At 43.2% G+C, this 22469-nt stretch carries 24 protein-coding genes and 1 other annotated feature; of the genes, 18 read left to right on the plus strand and 6 right to left on the minus strand.

All coding sequences use genetic code 11. The annotated features are described in order from the left end of the window. Nucleotides 1–11: 11 nt before the first annotated feature. The 5 genes from GMA13_RS04000 (at nt 12) to GMA13_RS04020 (ending at nt 3768) form a co-directional block, all read left to right on the plus strand. Entirely contained in the window at nt 12–173 is a 162-nt protein-coding gene (locus tag GMA13_RS04000) for a DUF3006 domain-containing protein (protein WP_255884242.1), read from the plus strand. Nucleotides 174–260: 87 nt separating this feature from the next. After that, complete coding sequence (locus GMA13_RS04005; RefSeq protein ID WP_255884243.1) at nt 261–458, plus strand: hypothetical protein; 198 nt, start codon at nt 261–263, stop codon at nt 456–458. Nucleotides 459–546: 88 nt separating this feature from the next. Then, nucleotides 547–789 (plus strand) — a binding site (T-box leader). A gap of 172 nt (nt 790–961) precedes the next feature. Continuing rightward, nucleotides 962–2185, plus strand: a complete 1224-nt coding sequence (gene tyrS, locus GMA13_RS04010; RefSeq protein ID WP_255884245.1) for a tyrosine--tRNA ligase — start codon at nt 962–964, stop codon at nt 2183–2185. 20 nt (nt 2186–2205) lie between these two features. Next, nucleotides 2206–2640, plus strand: a complete 435-nt coding sequence (gene mscL, locus GMA13_RS04015) for a large conductance mechanosensitive channel protein MscL (protein WP_255884247.1) — start codon at nt 2206–2208, stop codon at nt 2638–2640. Nucleotides 2641–2682: 42 nt separating this feature from the next. Further along, a complete protein-coding gene (locus tag GMA13_RS04020; RefSeq protein ID WP_255884249.1) occupies nt 2683–3768 on the plus strand; it encodes a D-alanyl-D-alanine carboxypeptidase family protein in 1086 nt (361 codons plus the stop codon). Between the two features lie 39 nt (nt 3769–3807). On the opposite strand, the gene GMA13_RS04025 is transcribed toward GMA13_RS04020, so the two are convergent. Beyond that, on the minus strand, nt 3808–4350 hold the full coding sequence (locus tag GMA13_RS04025; protein WP_255884251.1) for an N-acetylmuramoyl-L-alanine amidase: 543 nt from the start codon (nt 4348–4350) through the stop codon (nt 3808–3810). 162 nt (nt 4351–4512) lie between these two features. Then, nucleotides 4513–5400, minus strand: a complete 888-nt coding sequence (locus GMA13_RS04030; RefSeq protein WP_255884253.1) for a polysaccharide deacetylase family protein — start codon at nt 5398–5400, stop codon at nt 4513–4515. A gap of 155 nt (nt 5401–5555) precedes the next feature. Here GMA13_RS04030 and GMA13_RS04035 point away from each other — a divergent pair, with 155 nt between their 5' ends. Beyond that, nucleotides 5556–5972, plus strand: coding sequence for a transcriptional repressor (locus tag GMA13_RS04035; protein ID WP_255884255.1), 417 nt, complete (start codon nt 5556–5558; stop codon nt 5970–5972). A 51-nt stretch (nt 5973–6023) separates the two neighbouring features. Beyond that, nucleotides 6024–6569 (plus strand): NADH peroxidase, encoded by a 546-nt coding sequence (locus GMA13_RS04040; RefSeq protein ID WP_255884256.1) that lies wholly within the window; start codon nt 6024–6026, stop codon nt 6567–6569. 113 nt (nt 6570–6682) lie between these two features. Here the strand turns inward: GMA13_RS04040 and GMA13_RS04045 are convergent, their stop codons facing one another. Beyond that, nucleotides 6683–7027, minus strand: a complete 345-nt coding sequence (locus tag GMA13_RS04045) for a phenylpyruvate tautomerase MIF-related protein (protein WP_255884258.1) — start codon at nt 7025–7027, stop codon at nt 6683–6685. A 620-nt stretch (nt 7028–7647) separates the two neighbouring features. Between GMA13_RS04045 and GMA13_RS04050 the strand changes: the two genes are divergently transcribed. Beyond that, nucleotides 7648–7920: a hypothetical protein gene (locus GMA13_RS04050; RefSeq protein WP_255884260.1), complete on the plus strand. Its 273-nt coding sequence runs from the start codon at nt 7648–7650 to the stop codon at nt 7918–7920. A gap of 8 nt (nt 7921–7928) precedes the next feature. Here the strand turns inward: GMA13_RS04050 and GMA13_RS04055 are convergent, their stop codons facing one another. Together GMA13_RS04055 and GMA13_RS04060 are read right to left on the minus strand one after the other, a co-directional pair. Continuing rightward, on the minus strand, nt 7929–8507 hold the full coding sequence (locus GMA13_RS04055) for a DUF6512 family protein (RefSeq protein WP_255884262.1): 579 nt from the start codon (nt 8505–8507) through the stop codon (nt 7929–7931). A 227-nt stretch (nt 8508–8734) separates the two neighbouring features. After that, on the minus strand, nt 8735–10381 hold the full coding sequence (locus GMA13_RS04060) for a C1 family peptidase (RefSeq protein WP_255884263.1): 1647 nt from the start codon (nt 10379–10381) through the stop codon (nt 8735–8737). Nucleotides 10382–10479: 98 nt separating this feature from the next. Between GMA13_RS04060 and gpr the strand changes: the two genes are divergently transcribed. The 9 genes from gpr to GMA13_RS04105 all read left to right on the plus strand — a co-directional run bounded on the left by gpr (nt 10480) and on the right by GMA13_RS04105 (nt 20896). Next, the gene (gpr, locus tag GMA13_RS04065) at nt 10480–11367 is read left to right on the plus strand and encodes a GPR endopeptidase (RefSeq protein WP_255884264.1); all 888 of its coding nucleotides are present in this window, start codon (nt 10480–10482) and stop codon (nt 11365–11367) included. A gap of 58 nt (nt 11368–11425) precedes the next feature. Next, nucleotides 11426–12490: a stage II sporulation protein P gene (gene spoIIP / locus GMA13_RS04070; RefSeq protein ID WP_255884266.1), complete on the plus strand. Its 1065-nt coding sequence runs from the start codon at nt 11426–11428 to the stop codon at nt 12488–12490. A 100-nt stretch (nt 12491–12590) separates the two neighbouring features. Continuing rightward, entirely contained in the window at nt 12591–13133 is a 543-nt protein-coding gene (locus GMA13_RS04075) for a hypothetical protein (protein ID WP_255884268.1), read from the plus strand. Nucleotides 13134–13179: 46 nt separating this feature from the next. Beyond that, a complete protein-coding gene (locus tag GMA13_RS04080; protein WP_255910463.1) occupies nt 13180–14916 on the plus strand; it encodes a glycoside hydrolase family 13 protein in 1737 nt (578 codons plus the stop codon). 179 nt (nt 14917–15095) lie between these two features. Further along, on the plus strand, nt 15096–15284 hold the full coding sequence (gene rpmB, locus GMA13_RS04085; RefSeq protein WP_255883675.1) for a 50S ribosomal protein L28: 189 nt from the start codon (nt 15096–15098) through the stop codon (nt 15282–15284). 70 nt (nt 15285–15354) lie between these two features. Beyond that, a complete protein-coding gene (locus tag GMA13_RS04090) occupies nt 15355–16470 on the plus strand; it encodes an acyltransferase (RefSeq protein ID WP_255883674.1) in 1116 nt (371 codons plus the stop codon). Between the two features lie 170 nt (nt 16471–16640). Continuing rightward, nucleotides 16641–18344, plus strand: coding sequence for an Ig-like domain-containing protein (locus GMA13_RS04095; RefSeq protein ID WP_255883673.1), 1704 nt, complete (start codon nt 16641–16643; stop codon nt 18342–18344). Then, the gene (locus GMA13_RS04100) at nt 18344–19387 is read left to right on the plus strand and encodes an alpha/beta hydrolase (RefSeq protein ID WP_255883672.1); all 1044 of its coding nucleotides are present in this window, start codon (nt 18344–18346) and stop codon (nt 19385–19387) included. Before GMA13_RS04095 ends, GMA13_RS04100 begins: the two co-directional genes overlap by 1 nt. A gap of 147 nt (nt 19388–19534) precedes the next feature. Then, complete coding sequence (locus GMA13_RS04105) at nt 19535–20896, plus strand: citrate/2-methylcitrate synthase (protein ID WP_255883671.1); 1362 nt, start codon at nt 19535–19537, stop codon at nt 20894–20896. Between the two features lie 142 nt (nt 20897–21038). Here GMA13_RS04105 and GMA13_RS04110 read toward each other — a convergent pair whose 3' ends face one another. Further along, complete coding sequence (locus GMA13_RS04110) at nt 21039–21494, minus strand: C-GCAxxG-C-C family protein (RefSeq protein WP_255883670.1); 456 nt, start codon at nt 21492–21494, stop codon at nt 21039–21041. Between the two features lie 122 nt (nt 21495–21616). Here GMA13_RS04110 and GMA13_RS04115 point away from each other — a divergent pair, with 122 nt between their 5' ends. Further along, nucleotides 21617–22462: a fumarate hydratase gene (locus GMA13_RS04115; protein ID WP_255883678.1), complete on the plus strand. Its 846-nt coding sequence runs from the start codon at nt 21617–21619 to the stop codon at nt 22460–22462. The last annotated feature ends 7 nt before the right edge of the window (nt 22463–22469 follow it).

A 22469-nucleotide genomic window follows, 5' to 3' on the forward strand; every position in this document is an offset into this window, starting at 1 on the left:
GGAGAAAGCTTATGAAAAGCCTTAAGATAGAAAATTTTGAAAGAGAATTTGCAATCTGCGCCGATAAGGATAAATCATATTTTGCCATTGAACAAAATGAGCTTCCAAGCTGTGTGAAAAAGGGTGATATAATCTTGATTGACGATGAGGGCAAAATTACATTAAAAAAGTAGCATTATTGCGACCTTGTTTTTAGCTGTTGTCAGATAATTTATGTTGTCTTGTGAAAATCCTAAAGCATTTCCGCAGGACTTACTGATGTGCTTAAAAACGAAGATTGTACGGCTTTGTTTCCAAGCTTAGCGGCTGATTCAGGCAGAATTTTGCAAGATAAATGCTATCAGACACTGACGAAAATTAAGGCTGTTTTGGAAGATGAAAGGCTTGATGATAAGGAATGTTTTATTAGAATTGAGGAAATTGTTCGGTTTTTTGAAAAAGAAGGAAGTGCCTGTTGAATATCGCCATGATTTTTAATTAGCACATTTTATGCTCTTTTTGGCTTGAATTCTTGACAAAACAAAGCGTTTTATTTATACTTAAGCTATAAAGGCTGTGAAAAGAAGAAGTAAACCTGCAAAGACGGCGCAGAGAACCCGTGGCTTGGTGAAAACGGGAGCGTTTTTCGGTTGAAATACATCTTGGAGCTGCCCTGCTGAACGCATTTGGTGAGTAGGTCGGGACGGTTTTCCCCGTTACAGGAAGAGGTAATGCAAGTTACCCGTAAAGGTCTGTACCGTGAGGTGCGGATAAATTGAGGTGGTACCACGGACCAAATCCGTCCTCTTATCTTGAGGACGGTTTTTATATTTCGTCCTCTGTTATATACAGTAATGTTTTAAGTGTGAGAGAAAACACTGAAAACGGCGTGGGCATAGCCCGCAATTAAATTGCCCAACAGGCAAATATCACTGCAAGGTCGTCAGACTAACGACCTTGCCATATACGGGGGAGATTAGAAATGGGAGTTTATGAAGAGCTTCAGGAGCGAGGCTTAATCGCTCAGACAACAAACGAGGAAGAAATAAGAAGGCTTGTTAATAACGGCGAGGCTGTTTTTTACATAGGCTTTGACCCAACGGCAGACAGCCTGCACGTGGGGCACTTTATGGCGCTTTGCCTTATGAAAAGACTACAAATGGCAGGCAATAAGCCGATTGCTCTTATCGGCGGCGGTACAGCCATGATAGGCGACCCGTCGGGCAAAACCGATATGAGAAAGATGATGACAAAGGAAACAATCGAGCACAACTGCGAATGTTTTAAAAAGCAGATGAGCCGCTTTATCGAATTCGGCGAGGACAAGGCTATTATGGTAAACAACGCCGATTGGCTGCTCGACTTAAACTATGTTGAGCTTTTGCGTGAGGTAGGCGCACATTTCAGTGTAAACCGTATGCTGGCAGCAGAGTGCTATAAGCAGAGAATGGAGAGAGGCTTAAGCTTCCTTGAGTTTAACTATATGATAATGCAGAGCTACGATTTCTACACTCTGTTTAAGAAATACGGCTGTAATTTGCAGTTCGGCGGCGATGACCAGTGGAGTAATATGCTCGGCGGTACAGAGCTTATCAGAAGAAAGCTTGCTAAGGACAGCCATGCTATGACAATAAAGCTTCTGCTCAATTCCGAGGGTAAGAAGATGGGCAAAACGGAAAAGGGCGCAGTATGGCTCGACCCGGAAAAGACAAGTCCGTATGATTTCTATCAGTATTGGAGAAATGTTGATGACGGCGACGTTATCAAGTGCCTCAAGATGCTCACATTTTTACCGCTTGAGCAGATTTATGAGCTTGAAAAGCTTGAGGGCAGCGAATTGAACCGTGCTAAGGAGATTTTGGCATACGAGGTTACAAAGCTTATTCACGGAGAGGACGAGGCTAACAAGGCTCAGAGTGCTGCAAGGTCTATATTCGGCGGCAAAGGCAATGAGAATATGCCTGAAACAAAGCTTTCCGATGAAGACTTTGTAAACGGTGAGATTGCTGTTTTAGATGCTATGGTTAAGGCAAAGCTTGTTTCTTCAAAGAGCGAGGCAAGACGTCTGGTTGTTCAGGGCGGCGTCAGCGTTGACGATGTAAAGGTAACCGACCCGACCCAGACCATTGCCAAGTCTACACTTGAAGAGAATGGCTTTGTTGTAATAAAGAAAGGCAAAAAAGCCTTTAACAAAATTATACTTTAAGAAAGGAAAGGCGACAGGGTATGAAGAAATTTTTAAACGAGTTCAAGGCATTTATTATGAGGGGCAATGTACTTGATCTTGCCGTTGCGGTTATCATCGGCGCAGCTTTTCAGGCTATTATAAGCTCGCTTGTAGATGATATTATCTCACCGATACTCGGTTTGTTCGGCGGCGTTGATTTCAAGGCTTTTGTGCTCGACATAAACGGAGTACAAATTAAGTACGGTTCCTTTATCACCGCAGTTATCAACTTCCTTATTATGGCTCTTGTAATATTTCTTATCATTAAGGGTATTAACAAAATTACAGAGCTTGGCAAGAAGCTTTCTAAAAAGGAAGAAGAGGAAGCGGCGCCTACAACAAAAATTTGTCCGTTTTGTTGCAGCGAGATTGACATAAAGGCATCACGCTGCCCACACTGCACATCTGTTCTTGAAGAGAAAGATTCTGAATAAGTAATTTAGTTCCCACTATTCTTATGAAAGCGAGGCAACATAATGGACGGCTACGAAGATTACTTTGGCTTGGGCGATATTGACGGCGTTGAGCGTCAGCCAAGGCAAAGGCGGTCTGAGCATCGCCGCAGCTCCGAGCAAATTCCAAAACAAAGAGAAAAACGCAAAAGCAGCGACAAAATCGGTAAAATCGGCAGCAGAGCATTTCTGATTGCTGTGGTTGCGGTAATATATGTCAGCGCAGTAATTATGATGCTTGCTTTCAGTAATGGTATGGGTACTCGTATAAAGGAGCAGGAGGAGGCTACGATTGCTGCAAATATTCTTGAAAATCCCGTATATCCCAACGATTACAAAACTGTGCAGCTTGATAACTCCGAAGTGAACGACGGCTTTTTGTTGCTTATCAACAACGAATATGCCTGTCGGCATGACGGAATAGACCTTGCAAATGTCAGCGAGAATTACAACAAGACCTATCAGGTAACGGACTATGCTGTTGAGGCTAACAAAACCACAATTGACCAGATGAACCTTATGTTTGCCGACTTTAAAAAGGCGGTGGGCGAAAATGACCTTATGATTTCCTGCGCATATCGCAGCATGGCTTTGCAGGATCAGCTGTATAAGGAGGAAATTGAAGAGAAGGGCGAGGCGGAAGGCTCTAAGTGGGTTACAAAGCCGGGACACAGCGAACATCAGTCCGGCTATGCGTTTGACTTAACGCTTATGGCCAAAAACGGCGGCATAACAGAATTTGACGGCAAGGGTAAGTATGCGTGGATTAAGGATAATTGCGAAAAGTACGGCTTTATCATCCGCTATCCGCAGGAAAAGACAGAGCTTACCGGAATATATCATGAACCATGGCATATTCGCTATGTAGGTATAGCTCATGCTTGTTATATAAAAGAGAACAATCTGTGCCTTGAGGAATATATTTCTCTAATCAAGGGTTACAGCGTACAGAAACCTTTGGAGTATCAGGACTGCGAAATGAACCGCTGGTGTATTTATTATGTGCCGGCAGGCAGTACGGCAACCAATGTTCCTGTGCCGAATGGCAAGCAGTACGAGATAAGCGGAAATAATGTTGACGGTTTCATCGTCAGCGTGAAAATGAACTGATTTTGGGCGGCTCAAACTGAGCCGCCCTTTTTGCAGATATTACGGTTCTCTGAATGGTACACCCAGAAATTCAGTTACGGACAGCGCAAGATTCCTTGCGATTTCGCCGATATTTTCCCTTATCCACTGTGCGTCATTAGGGTTGTCGTGGTATGCAACTTCAATAAGCACAGAGGGAGCCTTTGTCCTTTTCAGCTCGGCAAGGTTAGCAGACGATACCGTTTTGACGAGATTAGGGTTAGGATATATAGCCTTGAAATTTGAGGCAATAATCTCTGCCGCTGCTTTTCCCTTGCTGCTTGTAGGGTAATAGTAAACATCTGTGCCTGTCAGCTTGCCTGCAAGGCTTTCCGGCGCAGCGTTTGAGTGAAGCGCAAGGTGTAAATCATACCTTTGCTCATTCGACAGCGCAATCGCCCTGCCAAGGCTTTCGTTTGGGTTGTTGCGGTTTACGGTTATTCCGCTTGCCAAAAGATAGGGGATAAGCTCGTCGGCAATCAGGTTCATATAGTATTCCTCGTTGCCGCCGTCAACATATGGGTTGAACTCCTGTGTTGAGGGACTGATGAAAACTGATGGCAAAATATCATCTCCTAAAATAGAAAATATAAATAAAGCGGTGTGGTTAAAATTCTTAGTTGCTGGTTTGGTGCTGTAAACTCTGATTTATTGCACACTTACGCTTCACCGACTTAACCTAAAAGATAATCATATTAATCAATATATGAAGCAGACAGCAATATGTTACTTGTTTTCATTCGGCAGAATCTTGTCAAAGAATTCCTCGCTTGTAGTATTGCCGGTTCTTAAATATCTTCCTATGCAATAAAGGCACTCAGAATTTCCGATTTCAATAATGTTCAGCTTTTCATTGCAGGAGAAAGACATCTTAAAGCCCATTTTCTTTATTACCTGCTCTGCTTCGTCGCAGACCTCTCCGAACGGATAGGCAAAGCCAAGGGGAGTAAACCCCACGTTCTTCTTAAACAGCTCCTGCGCCTTCGTTAAGTCTTCTGTCAAAAGCGTCTTGTAGTTGTCGGTGTTTTCGCCGGAGCTGATTTTTGTTCCTTTTCTGGATAAATTTTGATGCATATCGTAAGAATGATTCATAAGCTCTACGTGCTTTGAGTCTACCATTTCCTTGAGCTGCGCCCATGTGCAGTGGGAATAAGACGGGGATAGATGCTCTTTTTCGGATGTTGTGTCTGCGTTTATAGCAATAGGTGAAAGAATAAACTTTATGTTTTCCTCCTTTGCCGTTTGATACGCATACAAATAGTTGTTGTAATACCCGTCGTCAAAGGTGAGCATTACGCATTTTTCAGGCAAATTCAGCTTGCCGTCGGTGTAATCAAGCAATTCCTGTGCGCCTATTATCCTGTATCCCCGCTCTTTTAAGAATTTAACATCGCTTTTGAAAAGCTCAGGCGAGATAACGTAATTTCCCTGAAGCCTTTTATCCTTTAAAAGCGAATGGTACATTATAACCGGCAGGACAATGCTGTTTTTCCTGTTCACTGCGCTTGTTCTTACCGTTTCCGCTCCCGGATACGCTATGAAGCTTAATAGCAAAAAAGTAAAAATCAGCACAAGTGCAATAAGGTTTTTTGAAACCTTGAAGTTGATAAACAAAATATTACCTCCTGTGACAGAAAATTCAAAAATTATGAATTAATTTAAAATATTACAGTTTTCGCCTTTACATTTCTATGCTAATGTGTTATTTTATATACAGAAACAAGGATGATTATCGTTTTTATTTATAAGAGTTCGGATTGAGGTGTAAGATGAGAAAGCTGAATTTCAGTAAAAAGCGTGACGCTGTGCTGGCGGTACTGCGCTCAACAAACACTCATCCGACTGCTGAATGGATTTACCAAAGGCTTAAGGTGGATTATCCTGATTTCAGCCTCGGCACAGTCTACCGTAACCTCGCCTTGTTCAAGGAGCAGGGACTTGTTGTATCTGTTGCAAATGTGAACGGGCAGGAGCGCTATGACGGAATAACATCTTGCCACGCACATTTTGTTTGTAAAAAATGCGGCTCGGTGTTTGACGTTGACTGTATGGGTGACAGCAGAAGCTTTGATGACCAAATTGCAAGGCTGTACAACTGCGAGGTTGATCATCACAACCTTTGTTTCTACGGTACCTGCGAAAGATGCAGGACTGAGCTTTTTGAAAGTAAGGCTCAGAATGTGTAAGCTAACAATTCAGTTATACTGAATAAATTTATAAAAGTGAGGAGATTAAAAATGAAAAAGTTTGTTTGTCAGGTTTGTGGTTACATCTATGAAGGTGAAGCAGCACCGGAGTTCTGCCCGCAGTGCAAGGCTCCTGCTGATAAATTCAAGGAGGCTAAGTCAACAGGCAACTATGCAACAGTTCATGAGGTAGGCGTTGCTCAGGGCGTAGATCAGGAGATATACGAGGGCTTGCAGGCTAACTTTACAGGCGAGTGTACAGAGGTTGGTATGTACCTTGCAATGGCAAGAGTTGCTGACAGAGAGGGTTACCCTGAAATTTCAGCAGCCTTCACAAAGTATGCTTTTGAAGAGGCAGAGCATGCTGCAAAGTTTGCAGAGCTTCTTGGCGAGGTTATCACAGACAGCACAGAGAAGAATCTTCAGATGAGAGCAGAAGCAGAAGAGGGTGCTTGTGCAGGTAAGTTTGAGATTGCAAAGAAGGCAAAGGCTTTGAATCTTGACGCTATTCATGACACAGTTCACGAGATGGCTAAGGACGAGGCAAGACACGGCGCTGGCTTTGCAGGTCTTTTAAAGAGATATTTCGGTAAATAATTATCGGATATATTGTCTGAAGTTTATATTAAAAATTAAGGGTATGCCAAGCGGCATACCCTTTTTGTCATTTGGAAAATATTTTTCAGATTTGAGCAGATGTATTTCTTTCATCAGAAATTACTGCCGTTCCAACCCCAGTTTGTCACACCCTCATATTTAATATATATACGGTCAGGCGAAATTCCAAGCACATTATTGTAGATTTCGCAGAGCTTAGCTGTAAGAGCAGAGAAAGCCTCGTTGTTTTCTGCGCCAAACACGCTTACCTCAATAAAGGCTGTCGGTGCGCTGTTGTCTCCGGCAAAATAAAGTGAATATTCGTCCTCAAAGCCTGCCATAAGCCATTTCTCACTCTTGCCCGGAATAATAGAAATTGCTTCGCCAAGCTTAGATTTCAGCTCCAGCTCCTGCTGCTTTGTGAGCTTTGTGCTGATTTTAGAATTAATAAACGGCATAGTCGCTCCTCCTTGATTTTATATATCTGATAATTTTTTAATGCAGTATGCTTTTTGACATACTGTGTTTTTATTATACCACATATTTCTTAATAAGGGTAATGCTGTCAACATAAGAAATACAATAAAATTCGGGTGTCAGCAAATGTGTTATATAATTCAAATCTATATTAATTTTTATGCACAGCAGCCACAGGACAGTTACGAGTTTGTAACCGAGTTTATTTCTTGTAAGGTGTTGACAAACTAAAAATTACAAATTGTTTAAAAATATTGCAAGATTTTTACATTGAGCAATACTGTTAACAAGTGGAAAATGTTAATAACATCGTTTTTTTGCTTAAAATAGCGTGTTTTATCCTTAGTTTTGCTCATTATTAACATAGTTATCAACATTTTTATTGATAAAAAGGAATTTACAAATCGTATAATTCTAATGTGGAACAAAAAATCGGGAAAATTATGTCGAAAAAATCATATTATTTTTATAAAAACTGTGCAAATATTTTTGAGGCAATTCGTTCGATGGTGTATATCTGCATATTTTTGTGCCAAATATCATTTTGAGGTTGATTTTTTGAGAAAAATAAAACAAATTTGTAATAAAAAGGAGCAAGACTATGATTAAGGGAATAAATAAACAGATAATAGAAATAAATCAGACAGGCAGTCTTTATTACGAGAAGGCTCTGCTTGTTGTAAAGCCGGAGTTTTCGTCGGTTCAGCAGCAGCTTTTGGAGCGTGAGGCTATAAGAATACTTAAAAAGATGGACGCACCGTCAAGCTACAAGCGAAAGAGCAGGCTTGCCGTTAAAATTCTACTTGGTTGTACCTGTGCGCTGAGCGGCGGATTGCTTGCATATTTTATGTTTAAGGCAGGTTTGATAGGCTGAGCATTTGACTATACAAATGCGGCGTTGTCAACATATGACGCACCTAAGCTGCTGCCGGGAATTCCGTAGCCGCCTGTTATAGGGTCTTTAAACAACAGAGCCTTTGGCGGTACGGCTGTGAAGGAAAAGTACATTACAGCCATCAGCACAAGCGCAATAAGCGACGGTGCAAACCACCGAGCCACACCATTCCCAAGAGAATAAACTTTATACGATATATATTGAGCAAGCGCACAGACTATAAGTGAGATAAGAATGTCCACCCACAAAAGATGAGTTCCGACTATTGCAGTGTATGAATAAAACAGAACGATTATTCCAATTGGAATAGAATAAAGGCCTGCAACCTTGCCTACTACAAATGCCTTGAAGCTTGGGCGAAGATAGGCAAGCTCTAAAATTGCCCAGATTATATACGGCGCAATAAAAATCTTAATATGCTCCCAAGTGCTTTCGTTTACAGCCCCGAAAAGTACCGATAAAACGTGTCCTCCGCTTTGGTCGTAAAAAAAGTGAAGTTCTGCGCCGAGCAGAAAAATAAATATTGTGCCGATAATGCCCGACAGCTTGAATGATTTGTTTTTCACGCACAACCCTCCATAGTAATTTATTTGACTTATGTTGACCGCACGGCAGTGCAATTCTGCCTGCGGCAGAGTGAAATAGATTGCTTTGCAAATACGTGTTTTTTATATGTATATTATTGTTAGTGCGTGATAATGTCATAAAAAACCCGAACAAAACAGAGCCGTTAAAGGCTTTGCTTTGTTCGGGTTACATCACAAGTGTACTGAATTTTCGCTGTGAACTTAGATTAAGCAATTATGCCAAGGGAGATTTTTTGTGTAAGCAGTGCGTCAAAAAGAGTGACTGTGCCGTTTTGGTCAATATCAGCTACATATTTCATAATATCACTGCCAAGCGTGGTTAAACCTACAACCTGTTTTTGCAGCTGTATAGCATCATACAGAGAAACATTTCCGTCACAGGTTACATCGCCCTTTTGAACGTTGGTAACAGCTCTGATTGTGAAATTGCCACCGATATCATCTCCGTAATCTCTGTAATAATCGGTAAGGTTTATGGTCATATTATTAGAGTTTATATATGAGCGATCGTTAATTGTTCTCGGCAAAAACCGGAACTCGTTTGTTCCATATGATCCGTACCATTCACAGCAGCCGATGGAAACAGGAGTGTTTTCATCATACGAGGTGAGCTTAATGCCGATTGCACCCTGAGAATCGGTAACCTTGTAGGATTTAACGGGTATGTTGTGTATTCCTGAGTATTCAATGGTTCCGCTTGCAAGCTTAGTCCAAAGAAGTGTGTTATCGGTTGGAACACCGTTTACGGTAGGAATATAGTAAATTGTGTAGTCAGAGCCTGCTGCTGTGGTTGAAAATTCAACGCTGCTTATTACAGGCGTTTTCTTTGAAAAATCGAAGACGTTAATGAATGTGGCGTCATACACTAAGCTGTCATTATTATCAAAAAAAGTCATTTCGTACAGCGGACCGTAGGAGTCAACGGTCAGAAGCTCATTGCAGGTGTGGTTTTTGATTATGTCGCTAACAGCGAAGTTGCCGCCGAAAATTTCATTGCCAAGGTATTTGTCCTCGTATGAAATCCACATATAATCTAAGTCGTTTCCCCAGGAATTCTTAATAAGCCAAGCACCGTCATTTTGTGGTCGGGTACCGGCTTTAAAGTTTTGCTTTGAATAGCTGTCATCCCAGCCTACAACAAAAACTGAATGTGCGCCGGAGGCTATCTCTTCAACTGAAAGCTCGTCGTCGCAGAAAAAGGCATTTGTGTCATAATTAACATATCGTGTATGCATAGAAAACGAGGCTGTAACACCGCCGCACTCCATAATTGCTTTCTTGAATTCCTCTGCGTTAAGCTTCGGGCCTGACAAATATTTTATTCCTCCGGCATAAAATAACGGCTCTAACTGAGGAAGCTCCTCAAAATAGCTTTCGGTGCGGCTCATATAAGGCAGCTCGCTTTCAGCTACAACTCCGCCGGTTGTAAGATAGCCGTAGCCTGTATAAGGAAAAGCTCCGGCGTTTACACGGTCCCTCTGCCAGCCTGTACCGTCCTGTCTTGTGGACGCCCAGTAGTTAGCATACTCCTCTGATAAATCATATTTGCCGTAGCCGTTTTTGAGCAGAGCAGTTTCCATAGCTGCTGTGCTTGAAAAGAAAACACAGGTGTTTTGTATGCTCTGATCCTTTACGGATGTAACATAACCCATATCAACGCTGCTGTAATACTTTGGAAGCGACGATGCTTTGCTATCTGTTTTATTGAGATAGTTTTCGTCTGAAGCGCCCTGTTCAATAATAACGCCGCCTGTTCTGCCTGATTTTACAGAGTCGGTATCCTTTGCATAAGCCAAAGTATGCGGACAGACAATCAATGCTGCCGCAAGGACAGCTGAAAGTAGCTTTTTCAAATTAATCAATTCCTTTTTTAAATTGGGATAACCCAACTGCATTTTACCATAATAAATATATATATGTAAAGGATATATGTAAAGGATGTGTTTTAGCTTTGCAGATAAGAACAGACCTTGCTATGGAGGCAAGAGAGCTTGCAGGAGAGGATACGGAAGGCGTAGAACTTACAAAGAGGGATTACGGTGATATCGTGATTTCGTCGCTGCTTGTCAAAACAAACAGTGCGGCTCAAAGCATAGGAAAGGATATGGGAAGCTATATTACAGCTGAGATGGACACGCTCACTGACGATTTCAAGGAAACAGACAAGCGGCTTGAGCTTATTGCGCAAAATATAAGGCGGCTTCTTCCGCAAAAGGGCCTTGTGCTTGTTGCAGGACTCGGTAATGATAATATAACGCCGGACGCATTAGGCCCGAAGTCTGCAAGAGGAGTGCTTGCAACACGGCACATAAGAGGCGAGCTTGCAAGAAGCACAGGTCTTGACAGACTGAGGGCGGTAGCTGTGCTTGCAACAGGAGTTACGGGGCAGACAGGAATAGAAACAGGAGAGCTGATACTAAGCGTGGCGCAGAGGATAAAGCCTGCGGCTGTTATTGTGATAGACGCACTTGCGTCACGCAGGCTTGAAAGGCTCGGCTGTACCGTTCAGATTTCGGACACGGGCATATCTCCGGGTGACGGAGTAGGCAACCACCGAGCTAAAATTAATCGTGATACCGTAGGCGTTCCCGTTGTATCAATCGGTATACCCACCGTAGTTGACGCCTTTACGCTTGCCGCAGATTTACTGCTTGACAGCGACGAAAGCTCGCCTGAGCTTATCAAGCGAAGTGTTTACCCAAACGGACAGAAAATGGTGGTAACACCGGGCGAGATAGATTTGCTTGTTGAGAGAGGCTCAAGGCTTATCTCAATGGCGGTGAATGTTGCTCTTCAGCCGAGTTTAAGCGTTTCCGACCTTATTTCGCTTGTTCGATAGTCATATATTTTTTTGCACGGCATAGTCTTTTACAAGAAGAAAAAGAGGTTGTTGCGCAATGAATATCAAATCGGGCAAAAAGACGGCGGCAATGGCTATGGCGGCTGTGGTGTTCCTATCATCCGTATACTGTACCTTTTCACGCTTGCCAAAGGCTTTCTCGCAGGAAGAAAGCCTTTGTATGGCGGCGGGGCTTGCTATGCCTGTGTCGAATAATATAGAAGATGATGAAGCGCAGGACAATCAGAGTGAAAGCTCGGTGGCTGATAAGGCTGAGAGCGCAACCAAGCCGGCGGATGAACAAAAAACAGAAAAAGCAACCGCAAAGCCTAAGGAGTATGGCGGCGAGGCTTACCCTGTTATAGAAAACCAATACGGAAGTGCAGGAGAAATAACGATAAAAAACACAACTGATTTTGATATAGATGTTGATTACGAGCTGTCACAGCCATTGGGCTTTGAACCGGAGAAAACCGACGAGCCACAGGTGCTTATAGTGCATACGCACACAACCGAGGCGTACCTGCAGCAGGACAACGGAGTTTATTACTCGGAATATACCGGCAGGAGCAAGGACGACAGCGAGAACATAACATTGGCAGGCAGAGCAATGGCAGACAGCCTGAGTGAAAACGGAATAAAGGCTTTGCACAGTGCTACTCACCACGATGACCCAAGCTACAACGGCTCATATGACAGAAGTGCAGCAACAATCTATGAATACCTTGAAAAGTATCCGTCCATCAAGGTTATAATTGACTTCCACAGGGATTCTATCGGCTACGGTGGTGAGGACGGCAAAATCAAGCCGACCTTTATGGTAAACGGTGAAAAAGCGGCTCAGATAATGATTATGAGCGGCTATGACCCCGCTGGTAATTATGATTATGCTCATTGGGAGGAAAATCTGCGCTTTGCGCTGAAAATTCAACAAAAGGCGGAGCAACTCTACCCCGGAATGACAAGGCCGCTGTACTTCGGCGACTTTGCGTATAATATGAACATAAATTCAGGCTCGCTTCTTATTGAGGTTGGCACAGAGGTTAACACCCTTGATGAAGCGTGTCGCACGGGAAAGCTTCTTGGCAGGGTGCTTGCTAAGGTGCTGAAGGATGAAATGTAGCTTTTACATAAATGTTAAATTTTTGTTTCGGTATAGACATTACAGCGTCTTGCGGATATAATTTAAGCTAAGATAAATCTCTGCGGGACGGAGGAGTAAAATGAAGTTTAAGGTGCTTTTAGCCGCCGTATGCTGTGCTGTTTTACTGTCACTCTCAACTGTTTCAGCCTTTGCGGCGCCGGATGACAGCAGTTATTTTGATGATATATACAGCTGGGTAAGCAGTACGGTGAGCGATATTACCGATGATTATTCAAGCAATAACAACAATAATGACGATGAACAAAGCGAACCCGACTATTCTGATAATACATCGTCCGACAATACCTCGCACGAGGACGAAACGAATAATTATGAGCCGACAGAGCCTTATTATGAGGAAACCGAGCCAGTTGAGGAAACTGAGCCGATTGAGGAAACCGAATCTTCGCAGGAAAGCAGTAATTGGTATGACTGGTTCTCTGTTTCTCAGCCTGAAACACAGTCTGAAACGGAAACTCTGCCGCCTGATAACGCCGACTCAAGCAGTGCCGGCACAACGGAATATGTAGGATTTGGTCTGTTTATGTGGGTGGTAATTATTGTCGGTGTTTTGCTGACGCTTGGAATTTTGACGAACACGCATATACGCAAAAAGTCTTAAGAAACACCGCACAATTTGCGGCAAAAGCTTTAAATCGGAGGAAAAAATGAAAAGGGACGCAATTTTGCACAATTCAAGGGACAATATGTGTTATCAGTCAAGCCCTGATGAAATAGTAATTTCGATACAAACGGGAAAGGATATAACCTCGGTTGAAATACAGTGGGGCGACCCGTTTGAGGCGGGAATTATGGGCGGCGCCGAAGCTTGGAGCGGCAAAACGGAAAAGCTTACAGATGTGCTGGAGCTTGAAAACCATCTATGGTGGTCTATCCGCTTAAAGCCGCCGTACAAAAGGTGTAAGTATTTCTTTACAATAGAAAGCAGAGATGAACGGCTGTGCTACTTTGAGGACGGCTTTTACGGTGAAAATGAGCTTCATATACCGGGCAAGCGTATGCAGTGCTTTTTCTTTCCGTGGATGAACAGCTCCGATTTTTTTGAAACGCCGAAATGGGTTGAGGACGCCGTTTGGTATCAGATATTTCCGGAACGGTTTGCAAGAGTCGGGGAGTATGAGCCGCACCTTAAACCTTGGAAAAGTGAGAAAATAAGGGGCTTTAACTATAAGCTTCGCTATGGCGGAAACCTAAAGGGCGTTACAAGCCGCCTTGAGTACCTTCATAATTTGGGTATAACCGCCATTTATTTCAATCCCATATTCAAGTCTCCGACAGATCACAAGTACAATATTGACGATTATTATGAAATTGACGAGGAATTCGGAACAAAGGACGATTTCAGGGAGCTTTGCAGTAAGGCCCACTCGCTCGGAATAAAAATAATGCTCGATATGGTTCTGAACCACAGCGGAATTAATTTTCCTCCGTTTGCCGATTTAATGAAAAACGGCGAGCGCTCGAAGTACCGTGATTGGTATATGGTTAACAAATTTCCCATTACGCTTAATAAGGAAACAAGGGACGGCAGATTTTATTCGTTTGCATTTACTCAGTTTATGCCAAAGCTCAACACAAACAATCCGGAGGTTATGGATTACTTCGCAGGCGTTTGCGAATACTGGGTTAAACAGTTCGGCGTTGACGGACTGCGCTTTGACGTTGCAAACGAGGTTTCGCACAAATTCTTAAAACTAATTCGCAGCAGAGTGAAGGCAATAAACCCTGATGTGTATCTTCTGGCTGAAATCTGGCACGATTCAACGCAATGGCTCAGGGGCGACGAATTTGACTCAATAATGAATTATCCTTTGACCGAAACAATATCCGGCTTCTGGCTTAACAAGGCTCTTAGCTCAAAGCAGCTTGAACAGGGCATAAACCGCTGTGCCGTTATGTATCCGGAGCAGTCCTCAAGGGTAATGTTCAATCTGCTTGATTCGCATGATACCGAACGGCTTTATTACCGCTGCGGACACGATGAGGATATTTTCTTCCAGCATCTTACCCTGCTTTTCTCATTGTATGGAAGTCCGTGCATTTATTACGGTACAGAGATTATGCTTGACGGCGCTCATGACCCTGACTGCCGCAGATGTATGCCGTGGGACGAGATTGACAGCGGAAAATATGACGGAATAATGCAGCAGGTTAAGACTTTGATAAAAGCAAGAAAGGAAAACCCTGAGCTTAAAAGCTTGAATACGGAATTTGTCGGCAGTGGAGATAACAGGCATATAAGAATGATTAAGGACAAGCGTGTGCTTGTTGCGGTAAATGCCGACAGTACCCCGATGAAGCTTGAGTACAGCGACATTATTTTTGCAAGAGGGCTTAACGCCAATACGCTTGAATGTGGCGGCTGCGCCATTTGCAGGGTGTAAAAATCAAAGTTTGGTGATTTCGGCACAATAATTTGTGGTTTTGAATTTTTGAAATACAACTAAAAAATTATTTTTAGAAATTTAAAAAAATTGCTTGCAATCCGGCGGTAAATCTGCTATTATAACTAATGTTGCATTATTTAAATAAACTCTAATCAGCATCAAGGAGGTGCAGACACATGGCAAAATGTGAAATCTGTGGCAAGGATGTTGCTTTCGGCATCAAAGTTTCCCACTCACACAAGCGTTCAAACAGAACATGGAAGCCAAATGTACAGCGTGTAAGAGCTATCGTTAACGGCACACCAAAGCGTATCAACGCTTGCACCCGTTGCCTGCGTTCAGGTAAGGTTACAAGAGCTGTTTGATAACATTTATTGACATTTAGGAGCCGCAAGGCTCCTTTTTGTTTGCCTATTTATTAAGGGAGTGAACTCATTGAGCTTTTTTAAGCAGTCAACAGGCAAAATGCGTGAATCGGGAATTGAACTGTTGCGTATTATTTTAATGTTTCAAGTGGTGTTTCTGCATATTTGCTGTTATGGCGGGTATTCCGATAACCTGAGCGACGTCGGCGGAATACAAAGAGGGCTATACTGGTTTATGATGTTTTTGAGCAGAACGCCGGTGTATGTTTATATTGTTATTTTAGGCTATTTTTCGGTATCCTCAAATTCAAACAAAACGCTTAAGGGCGTTGTGCCGAAGATTAAAAAGATGTATGCGCCGATGCTGTTTTTTTCTTTGACAATACCTGCATTTATGTTTATCACAGGCTTTGTTCAGGTGACGCCGCAGGCTGTAATCAAGTCGTTTTTTCCGGTGCTTTCAAGAACCTGGTCGTTTATGACCTTGTATCTTATTGTTATTCTGTTAAGCCCGTTTGTTAACAGATGCCTTAACAATATTTCTAAGCGAGAGTTTATGGCGCTGCTTGGAATACTGTTTTTCATTTTTTCCGTATGGACTATGCTGAGCAGCATAAAGCCGATAAGCTCGGTGATAAGATTGGACGGCGTAGCCGAAACAAACGGCGGCAAGGGGCTTTACGGCTACTTGTTTATGTACATACTCGGTGCATATATCAGGCTGCATATTCCTAAGCGAAGCAAAGCAGATTGGCGATTTATAGCCGCTTTTGTTGTTCTTGCAGTGCTTAATACGCTTTTGGTTTATTGTATTCCGGGTTATGAGCGTCCGGCGATGTTTAACGATAACCCAATTAGCGTAATACAAGGCGCTTGCCTGCTGCTTTTCTTCAGAGATTTAAAATTCAAGTCGAGAATTGTGAACCACATTGCACTGTTGAATCTCGGCGTATATATGATTCATGAGCATCCGATGGTAAGAAGCCTTATATGGGATAAGCTGTTTGCTTTCACAAGCGACGCTGAGTTTTACAGCTCGTTTCCGCTTTATGTGTTCAGTGCGCTTGGAGTATGCGCAGTTATATTTATAAGCTGTGCAATTATCGAGCAGCTGCGCCGAGGCTTGTTTGCAATTGTTCCGGTAGCCGTGAACAAGTTAAGAACACATATAAAAAACAGAACGTAAACTATTCAAAAGGTGTGCCTGAGCGGTGCGCCTTTTGTCATATATTAGATAAATTACTGTTATTTACCGACTTTTTGTTGACCTTGCGGTTTGCATTAATTATAATAAAGGTATAGATGCTAATACTATTTTAAAATATTTTTCTTTAGTTGAAAGGATTGGGGCATTAAATGAAGAAAGCCGCAATTATAATATCCATAGTTGTAGTGCTGTTTGCAGTGGGAATAGCCACATTGCTGTACTTTAATCCGACGGCAGCGGCACAGATTGCTTTTTGGGCAAAGCCGACAGAGGCGGAAACTCAGCCGACAGAGCCGCCTACTGAAACCCAGCCGCAGGTTACGGAGCTTACGCTAAGCGGGAAGGACAAGCTTAAAAGGGGCGATACGGCAGAGCTTGCCGTGAAATACTTGCCGCAGAATGCCGCAGTTCCAAAGATTAGCTGGAGCAGCTCTGACGAAAAGGTTGCCACTGTTGACAGCGAGGGCGTTGTAAAGGCGATAACAAAGGGTGAATGTCAGATTAGTGCCGTTACCGACAGCGGCGTGAGAGCGGATTTTAAAATCACTGTTAAGGACGAGGAGCTTGACAAGGTAAATATACTCAATAATTATCTTATTGAGATACCTGACAGTCGCCTTGAGCCGTACAACAAGAAATCAACGATGCTTGTAACACTTGAAAGAGCCGAGATAGGCGACTTCAACGGAGATAAGAGCAACGAGCTGCTGATGATGTTTAAAAGTGCTTCAGGCTGTGAATTTGCTCAGATAACTGCGCTCAACAGCGTTGACAGTACGTACGAGGTAAAGAATTTTTCTTCGTTTGCCAATGTGTTTGAGGAAAATTACGACAGCTACAAGGAAATCATTATGAGCGGCGATGACTGTGTTTTAATCAAGTCAACCGCTGTTTCAAGCGATTTAAAAAACAAGACAAGGACAAGAGAGGTAACAATTACCACGCTGTATTCAGGTGGAGCGTCTGAAACATCACGATATAAGGATGTTTATAAATACAAGGACGCAGAGATGAAAAAGCTTGATAAGGGCGAATTTATTATAGACGGGGAGAGCTACGAAGAGGCAAAATATCTTTCAAAGCTTGCAGCAGCAACTGACGGATTCAATGAAATTGGCAGTACCCTGAAAAGCAGAAAAGCGACAATGCCTATGGGGAGATTTGTAAAGCTTGAGCCGGTGTTCGATTTTGATAAGGCGTATGATTCGCTGATTGAGTGGAAAAGCGACAAGCCGGAAATAGCTAATGTGAACGACAGCGGCGTTGTAACAGGGGTGCGTTCAGGATCCTGCGTTGTAACCGGTACGCTCAAGGGTATGGACAGTGCAGTGGCGAGAGCCGTTATTAATGTGCGTGAAAGCTCGGAGGCGTTGTCGGAGTATCTGACACAGGAAAAGGGCAAATCCATAACAGGAGTAAACGGGTCAACGCTGAGCTATATGGGCGCTATGACAGCCGACATTGACAGTGACGGAGCAAAAGAGCTTTTGCTTTATTACAAAAGCGGCACAAGCGTTCAGGTTGATGTGTGCGAGGACAAAAACGGCAGTGTTGAGCGTGTGTCCGGAGCTTTCAGCGACACGCTGAAATACGGTGATATTGAGCTTGCTGTGTTCGTAAACAATGCAAACGACGAGCTTATTCTCAGTGTCAGCAATCATTCATACAGCAGTAATGAAAGCCTTGAATTCAGCTTCTATCAGTATAAGAAAGAAAAATTTGAAAGTTGCAGCAGTAAGTATAAGATAGTTAAGGGCAATAACACCTCATACTATCAGGACGGCAACAGCATAACAAAGGCGGAGTTTGAACGGCAAACAGGACATTACAGTAAATATATGGAGTTTAAGTAATGGAAAAATTAAAGCAGATTTTAACGCTGATGTCTTTTGTAGGTGCTTTTTTTGCAGGCGTGTTTATGGCGGTAAAATGCAAAAAACCGAAGGGTATGACAAATATCGGCGCAATTGCAACCGAAACAACACGTATGCTATGCCGCACGCCTACTATGCGTGACGGAGGGCTTGTTAAGTACGGCAGGCGTGAATCGTTTAAGCCGTCAAAATGGAAGACCCCGAAGGGTTACAGCCTTAAAAAGTATAATATCGGAGGTGCTTTACCTGCGGAGCTGCTTGCAGACAACACAAGCAAATGCAAGCAGAAGGTTATATACCAGATTCACGGCGGCGCTTTTTTGATGAAATTTAATGACTGTTACAGAGGAGTTGCCGTTAAGCTTTCAAAGCTAAGCGGCGGTGCGTCGGTTTTCTCAATTGATTACCGCATAGCGCCGGAGAATAAGCACCCTGCGGCGCTTGACGATGCACTCGCCGGTTGGGAGTGGCTTTTAAGCCGTGGTTATAAGCCGGAGGATATAATACTCTTTGGCGACAGCGCAGGCGCTAATTTGTCGATAGCTCTTACAGAAAAGCTGATTGAGCAGGGCAGGCAAACTGCAAACTCAATTGTCTGTATGTCACCGTGGTGCGATTTGGCAGGAGAGGGCGAGGCGTTCAGCTATAATATTTACAATGACCCAATGTTCGGAAGAAAAAAGGGCGCTCTCAGCGGCAGTTACATAGATAATCCTGAATTTATACTCTCATATGTGGGCAACAGCGATCCCCACGATAAGTACCTGAGCCCTGTTCACTGCGATTTCAAGGGCTTTCCGCCTATGCTTATTCAAGTTGGTACATATGAGGTTCTTGAAAGCGATGCGATAACAATTTATGAGAAGATGAAGCAATGCGGAAACAGAGTGATACTCACAAGATATCCCGGTATGTTCCATATGTTTCAGATGATAGGCGATATTATCCCTGAGGCAAAAAAATCCTGGGCGGAGATAGGCGGGTTTTTGCATCGTCAGTATAACGATGTCTTATTTCAATAAACAAAATTCGGAGCTTTCTTTGCGTTGTGAGGGAAGCTCTAAAATTATTTATTATTCGTTCATAGATTAATAACGGATTTATGCTATAATACTATAATCGGTAATTCTAAAATTTAATCAAAGAAAGGTTAAATATAGGTGATAAGAGTGAATGAAGACGTAAAGAAGCTCCAAAGTTTTATTGATTATGGTACAGAAAAATATATTGAGAATGACAAAATCGACCAAGAGCTTTTTAACGAGCTTAATGTAAAGCGTGGCCTGCGTGATAAAAACGGAGTTGGCGTTTTAGCAGGGCTTACAACAGTATCGTCGATAGTTTCCTCAAAAATTATTAACGGCGAAAAGGTGCCGTGCGACGGCGAGCTTTCGTTCAGAGGTTACAACATAAACGACCTTGTAAACGGAGCGTCAAAGGATAAGCGTTTTGGCTTTGAAGAGGCAACCTATCTGTTGCTTTTCGGTGAGCTTCCGAATCAAGAGGAGCTCGACGATTTTACCGCACTTTTGGGAAAGCTAAGAAGACTGCCGACCAATTTTGTGCGTGATGTTGTAATGAAAGCTTCAAGCGGCGATATTATGAACTCGCTTACACGTAGTATACTTACGCTTGCCTCATATGATACAAACGCAAACGATACATCAAAGGAAAATGTTCTGTTCCAGTGCCTTAAGCTGATTGCAGAACTGCCGATGCTTGCGGTTTACGGCTACCACGCATACAATCACTATGAGCTTGACGGCAGTATGTATATTCACAGACCCGACCCGAATCTGTCGACAGCTGAGAATATTCTGCGTATGCTCAGACCCGATATGCAGTACACAGAGCTTGAGGCGAGGGTTCTTGATATTGCGCTTATGCTTCATATGGAGCATGGCGGAGGCAACAACTCAACCTTTACGACCCATGTTGTAACCTCTTCAGGATCGGACACATATTCGGTTATGGCGGCGGCTCTTTCATCTCTTAAGGGGCCAAAGCACGGTGGTGCTAATATCAAGGTGATTGAGATGATGGATGACCTTAAGAAGAACGTAAGCGACATAAAGGACGAGGAGCAGGTGAGGGATTACCTCAAGAAGCTTTTGCATAAGGAAGCCTTCGACAATAAAGGACTTATATACGGAATGGGGCATGCCGTTTATTCGCTGTCTGACCCAAGAGAGCGTGTGCTTAAGAGCTTTGTAGGCGGTCTTGCCAAGGAAAAGGGCAGAGATAGCGACTTTGAACTTTATGCGCTTGTAGAGAAATTGGCACCCGAGGTTATCGCAGAGGAGCGTAAAATATATAAGGGTGTTTGTCCGAATGTTGATTTTTACAGTGGCTTTGTTTACAGTATGCTGAACATTCCGTATGAGCTTTACACGCCGATATTTGCGATTGCAAGAGTTGTCGGCTGGAGCGCACACCGTATGGAGGAGCTTGTAAATGTAGACAAGATTATCCGACCGGCATACAAAAGTGTTGCTCAGCCGAGAGAGTATAAATCGCTTGACGAAAGATAACAACCATAAAATTTGTGCGCTATTATGCCTGCAACTTGACATTTTGCGGCATACAGCGTTACGGCTTGATATGCTGTGAGCAGGAGTTAAGTTAATCGTTAATTAAAAACCGGAGCATCATTGCGGTGCTCCGGTTTTCGCTTTAAGCTTTGTTTTTTGCAATATACCCGTCAAGAATCTCAGCCGCATTATATACAAGCAAGGGACACGGGCGCTTTTTGTAGTACTGTTCAGTTCTCTTGTCGGGTGTCGGCAGTGTTGGGGCGTTTTTGTCAAGTCCTAAAATTTCACGGCAGATTATGGAACCGTTATTTTTGCGGTATTCACCTGCAAGCTCCTGAATAATCCCATAAAGCTCCTTCTTTTTTTCAAAGTTTTTGGGGTCGCTGTAACCGAACAGCATAGAGGCAGCCATCGACATTCCGATTACGGCTCCGCAAACCTCTCTCATTCTGCCAAGCCCTCCGCCAAAGCCGCTTGAAATAAGCGCAGCGGTTTCCTTATCAATTCCACATTCGTCAGCAAAGGCAATAAATACAGCCTGAGAGCAGTTGTAGCCCTCCATAAAAAGCTGCTTTGCCTGTTCTGCCTTAGTCATAATCTCACTCCTGTTGAAAATTGTTGTTTTCTATATTATACTGCAAAAAATTGATATTGAAAACCCGTTCGCCTTGGATTATAATATAATAACACGAATTTAATCGGGGGTTAATTATGGAGATAAGAAAAATAAATGCCCGTACAGTTACCAATGCGGTAAAAAAGCTGTTTATGGACTGTAATTATTATATTGGGGACGATATTACGGCGGCTCTTAAAAGAGGCTTGGAGTGCGAAAAGTCGCCTGTTGGCAAAAGCGTTTTATCGCAGCTTTTGGAGAATAACGAGATTGCAGCGAATGAGCAGATTCCGCTTTGTCAGGATACAGGTATGGCAGTGCTGTTTGTTGAGTACGGAGACAAGGTTGTAATTGAGGACGGCGGTTTTGAGGACGCCGTTATGCAGGGCGTAAGAGAAGCCTATGACGAGGGCTACCTGCGTAAAAGTGTGGTGAGTGACCCTGTGTTTGACCGTAAAAATACGGGCGACAACACGCCGGCGGTTATCCACACAAGAATTGTAAGCGGCGATAAAATAAAAATTCTTGCAGGCGGTAAGGGATTTGGAAGCGAGAATATGTCGGCTATTGCAATGCTGACTCCGTCAAAGGGCGTTGAGGGTGTAAAGGCATTTGTACTTGATACAGTTAGAAGGGCAGGCCCTAACCCGTGCCCGCCTATGATTGTAGGCGTTGGAATCGGCGGTACGTTTGAAAAGGCGGCACAGCTTGCGAAAAAGGCGACGCTCCGAGCAATTGATACAAGCAACGAGGATGAGAGATATGCTAAAATGGAGCAGGAGCTGCTTGGCGAGATAAACAAAATGGGCTTTGGCCCTGCCGGTCTTGGCGGCAGCACAACGGCAATCGGAGTAAATATTGAAACCTACCCAACCCACATTGCAGGTATGCCGGTTGCGGTGAATATATGCTGCCATGCGGCTCGTCACAAAAGCACCGTAATTTAACCACAAG

The sequence above is a fragment of the Ruminococcus sp. zg-924 genome (assembly GCF_024433635.1).
Lineage (GTDB): Bacteria > Bacillota > Clostridia > Oscillospirales > Acutalibacteraceae > UBA7067.

What these genes read in the sequence shown, in the direction of transcription:
- GMA13_RS04000 (WP_255884242.1), top strand. Translation starts at nt 12, where the DNA reads ATGAAAAGCCTTAAGATAGAAAATTTTGAAAGAGAATTTGCAATCTGC.
- tyrS (WP_255884245.1), top strand. Translation starts at nt 962, where the DNA reads ATGGGAGTTTATGAAGAGCTTCAGGAGCGAGGCTTAATCGCTCAGACA.
- mscL (WP_255884247.1), top strand. Translation starts at nt 2,206, where the DNA reads ATGAAGAAATTTTTAAACGAGTTCAAGGCATTTATTATGAGGGGCAAT.
- GMA13_RS04020 (WP_255884249.1), top strand. Translation starts at nt 2,683, where the DNA reads ATGGACGGCTACGAAGATTACTTTGGCTTGGGCGATATTGACGGCGTT.
- GMA13_RS04035 (WP_255884255.1), top strand. Translation starts at nt 5,556, where the DNA reads ATGAGAAAGCTGAATTTCAGTAAAAAGCGTGACGCTGTGCTGGCGGTA.
- GMA13_RS04040 (WP_255884256.1), top strand. Translation starts at nt 6,024, where the DNA reads ATGAAAAAGTTTGTTTGTCAGGTTTGTGGTTACATCTATGAAGGTGAA.
- GMA13_RS04045 (WP_255884258.1), bottom strand. Translation starts at nt 7,027, where the DNA reads ATGCCGTTTATTAATTCTAAAATCAGCACAAAGCTCACAAAGCAGCAG.
- GMA13_RS04050 (WP_255884260.1), top strand. Translation starts at nt 7,648, where the DNA reads ATGATTAAGGGAATAAATAAACAGATAATAGAAATAAATCAGACAGGC.
- spoIIP (WP_255884266.1), top strand. Translation starts at nt 11,426, where the DNA reads ATGAATATCAAATCGGGCAAAAAGACGGCGGCAATGGCTATGGCGGCT.
- GMA13_RS04075 (WP_255884268.1), top strand. Translation starts at nt 12,591, where the DNA reads ATGAAGTTTAAGGTGCTTTTAGCCGCCGTATGCTGTGCTGTTTTACTG.
- GMA13_RS04080 (WP_255910463.1), top strand. Translation starts at nt 13,180, where the DNA reads ATGAAAAGGGACGCAATTTTGCACAATTCAAGGGACAATATGTGTTAT.
- rpmB (WP_255883675.1), top strand. Translation starts at nt 15,096, where the DNA reads ATGGCAAAATGTGAAATCTGTGGCAAGGATGTTGCTTTCGGCATCAAA.
- GMA13_RS04095 (WP_255883673.1), top strand. Translation starts at nt 16,641, where the DNA reads ATGAAGAAAGCCGCAATTATAATATCCATAGTTGTAGTGCTGTTTGCA.
- GMA13_RS04100 (WP_255883672.1), top strand. Translation starts at nt 18,344, where the DNA reads ATGGAAAAATTAAAGCAGATTTTAACGCTGATGTCTTTTGTAGGTGCT.
- GMA13_RS04110 (WP_255883670.1), bottom strand. Translation starts at nt 21,494, where the DNA reads ATGACTAAGGCAGAACAGGCAAAGCAGCTTTTTATGGAGGGCTACAAC.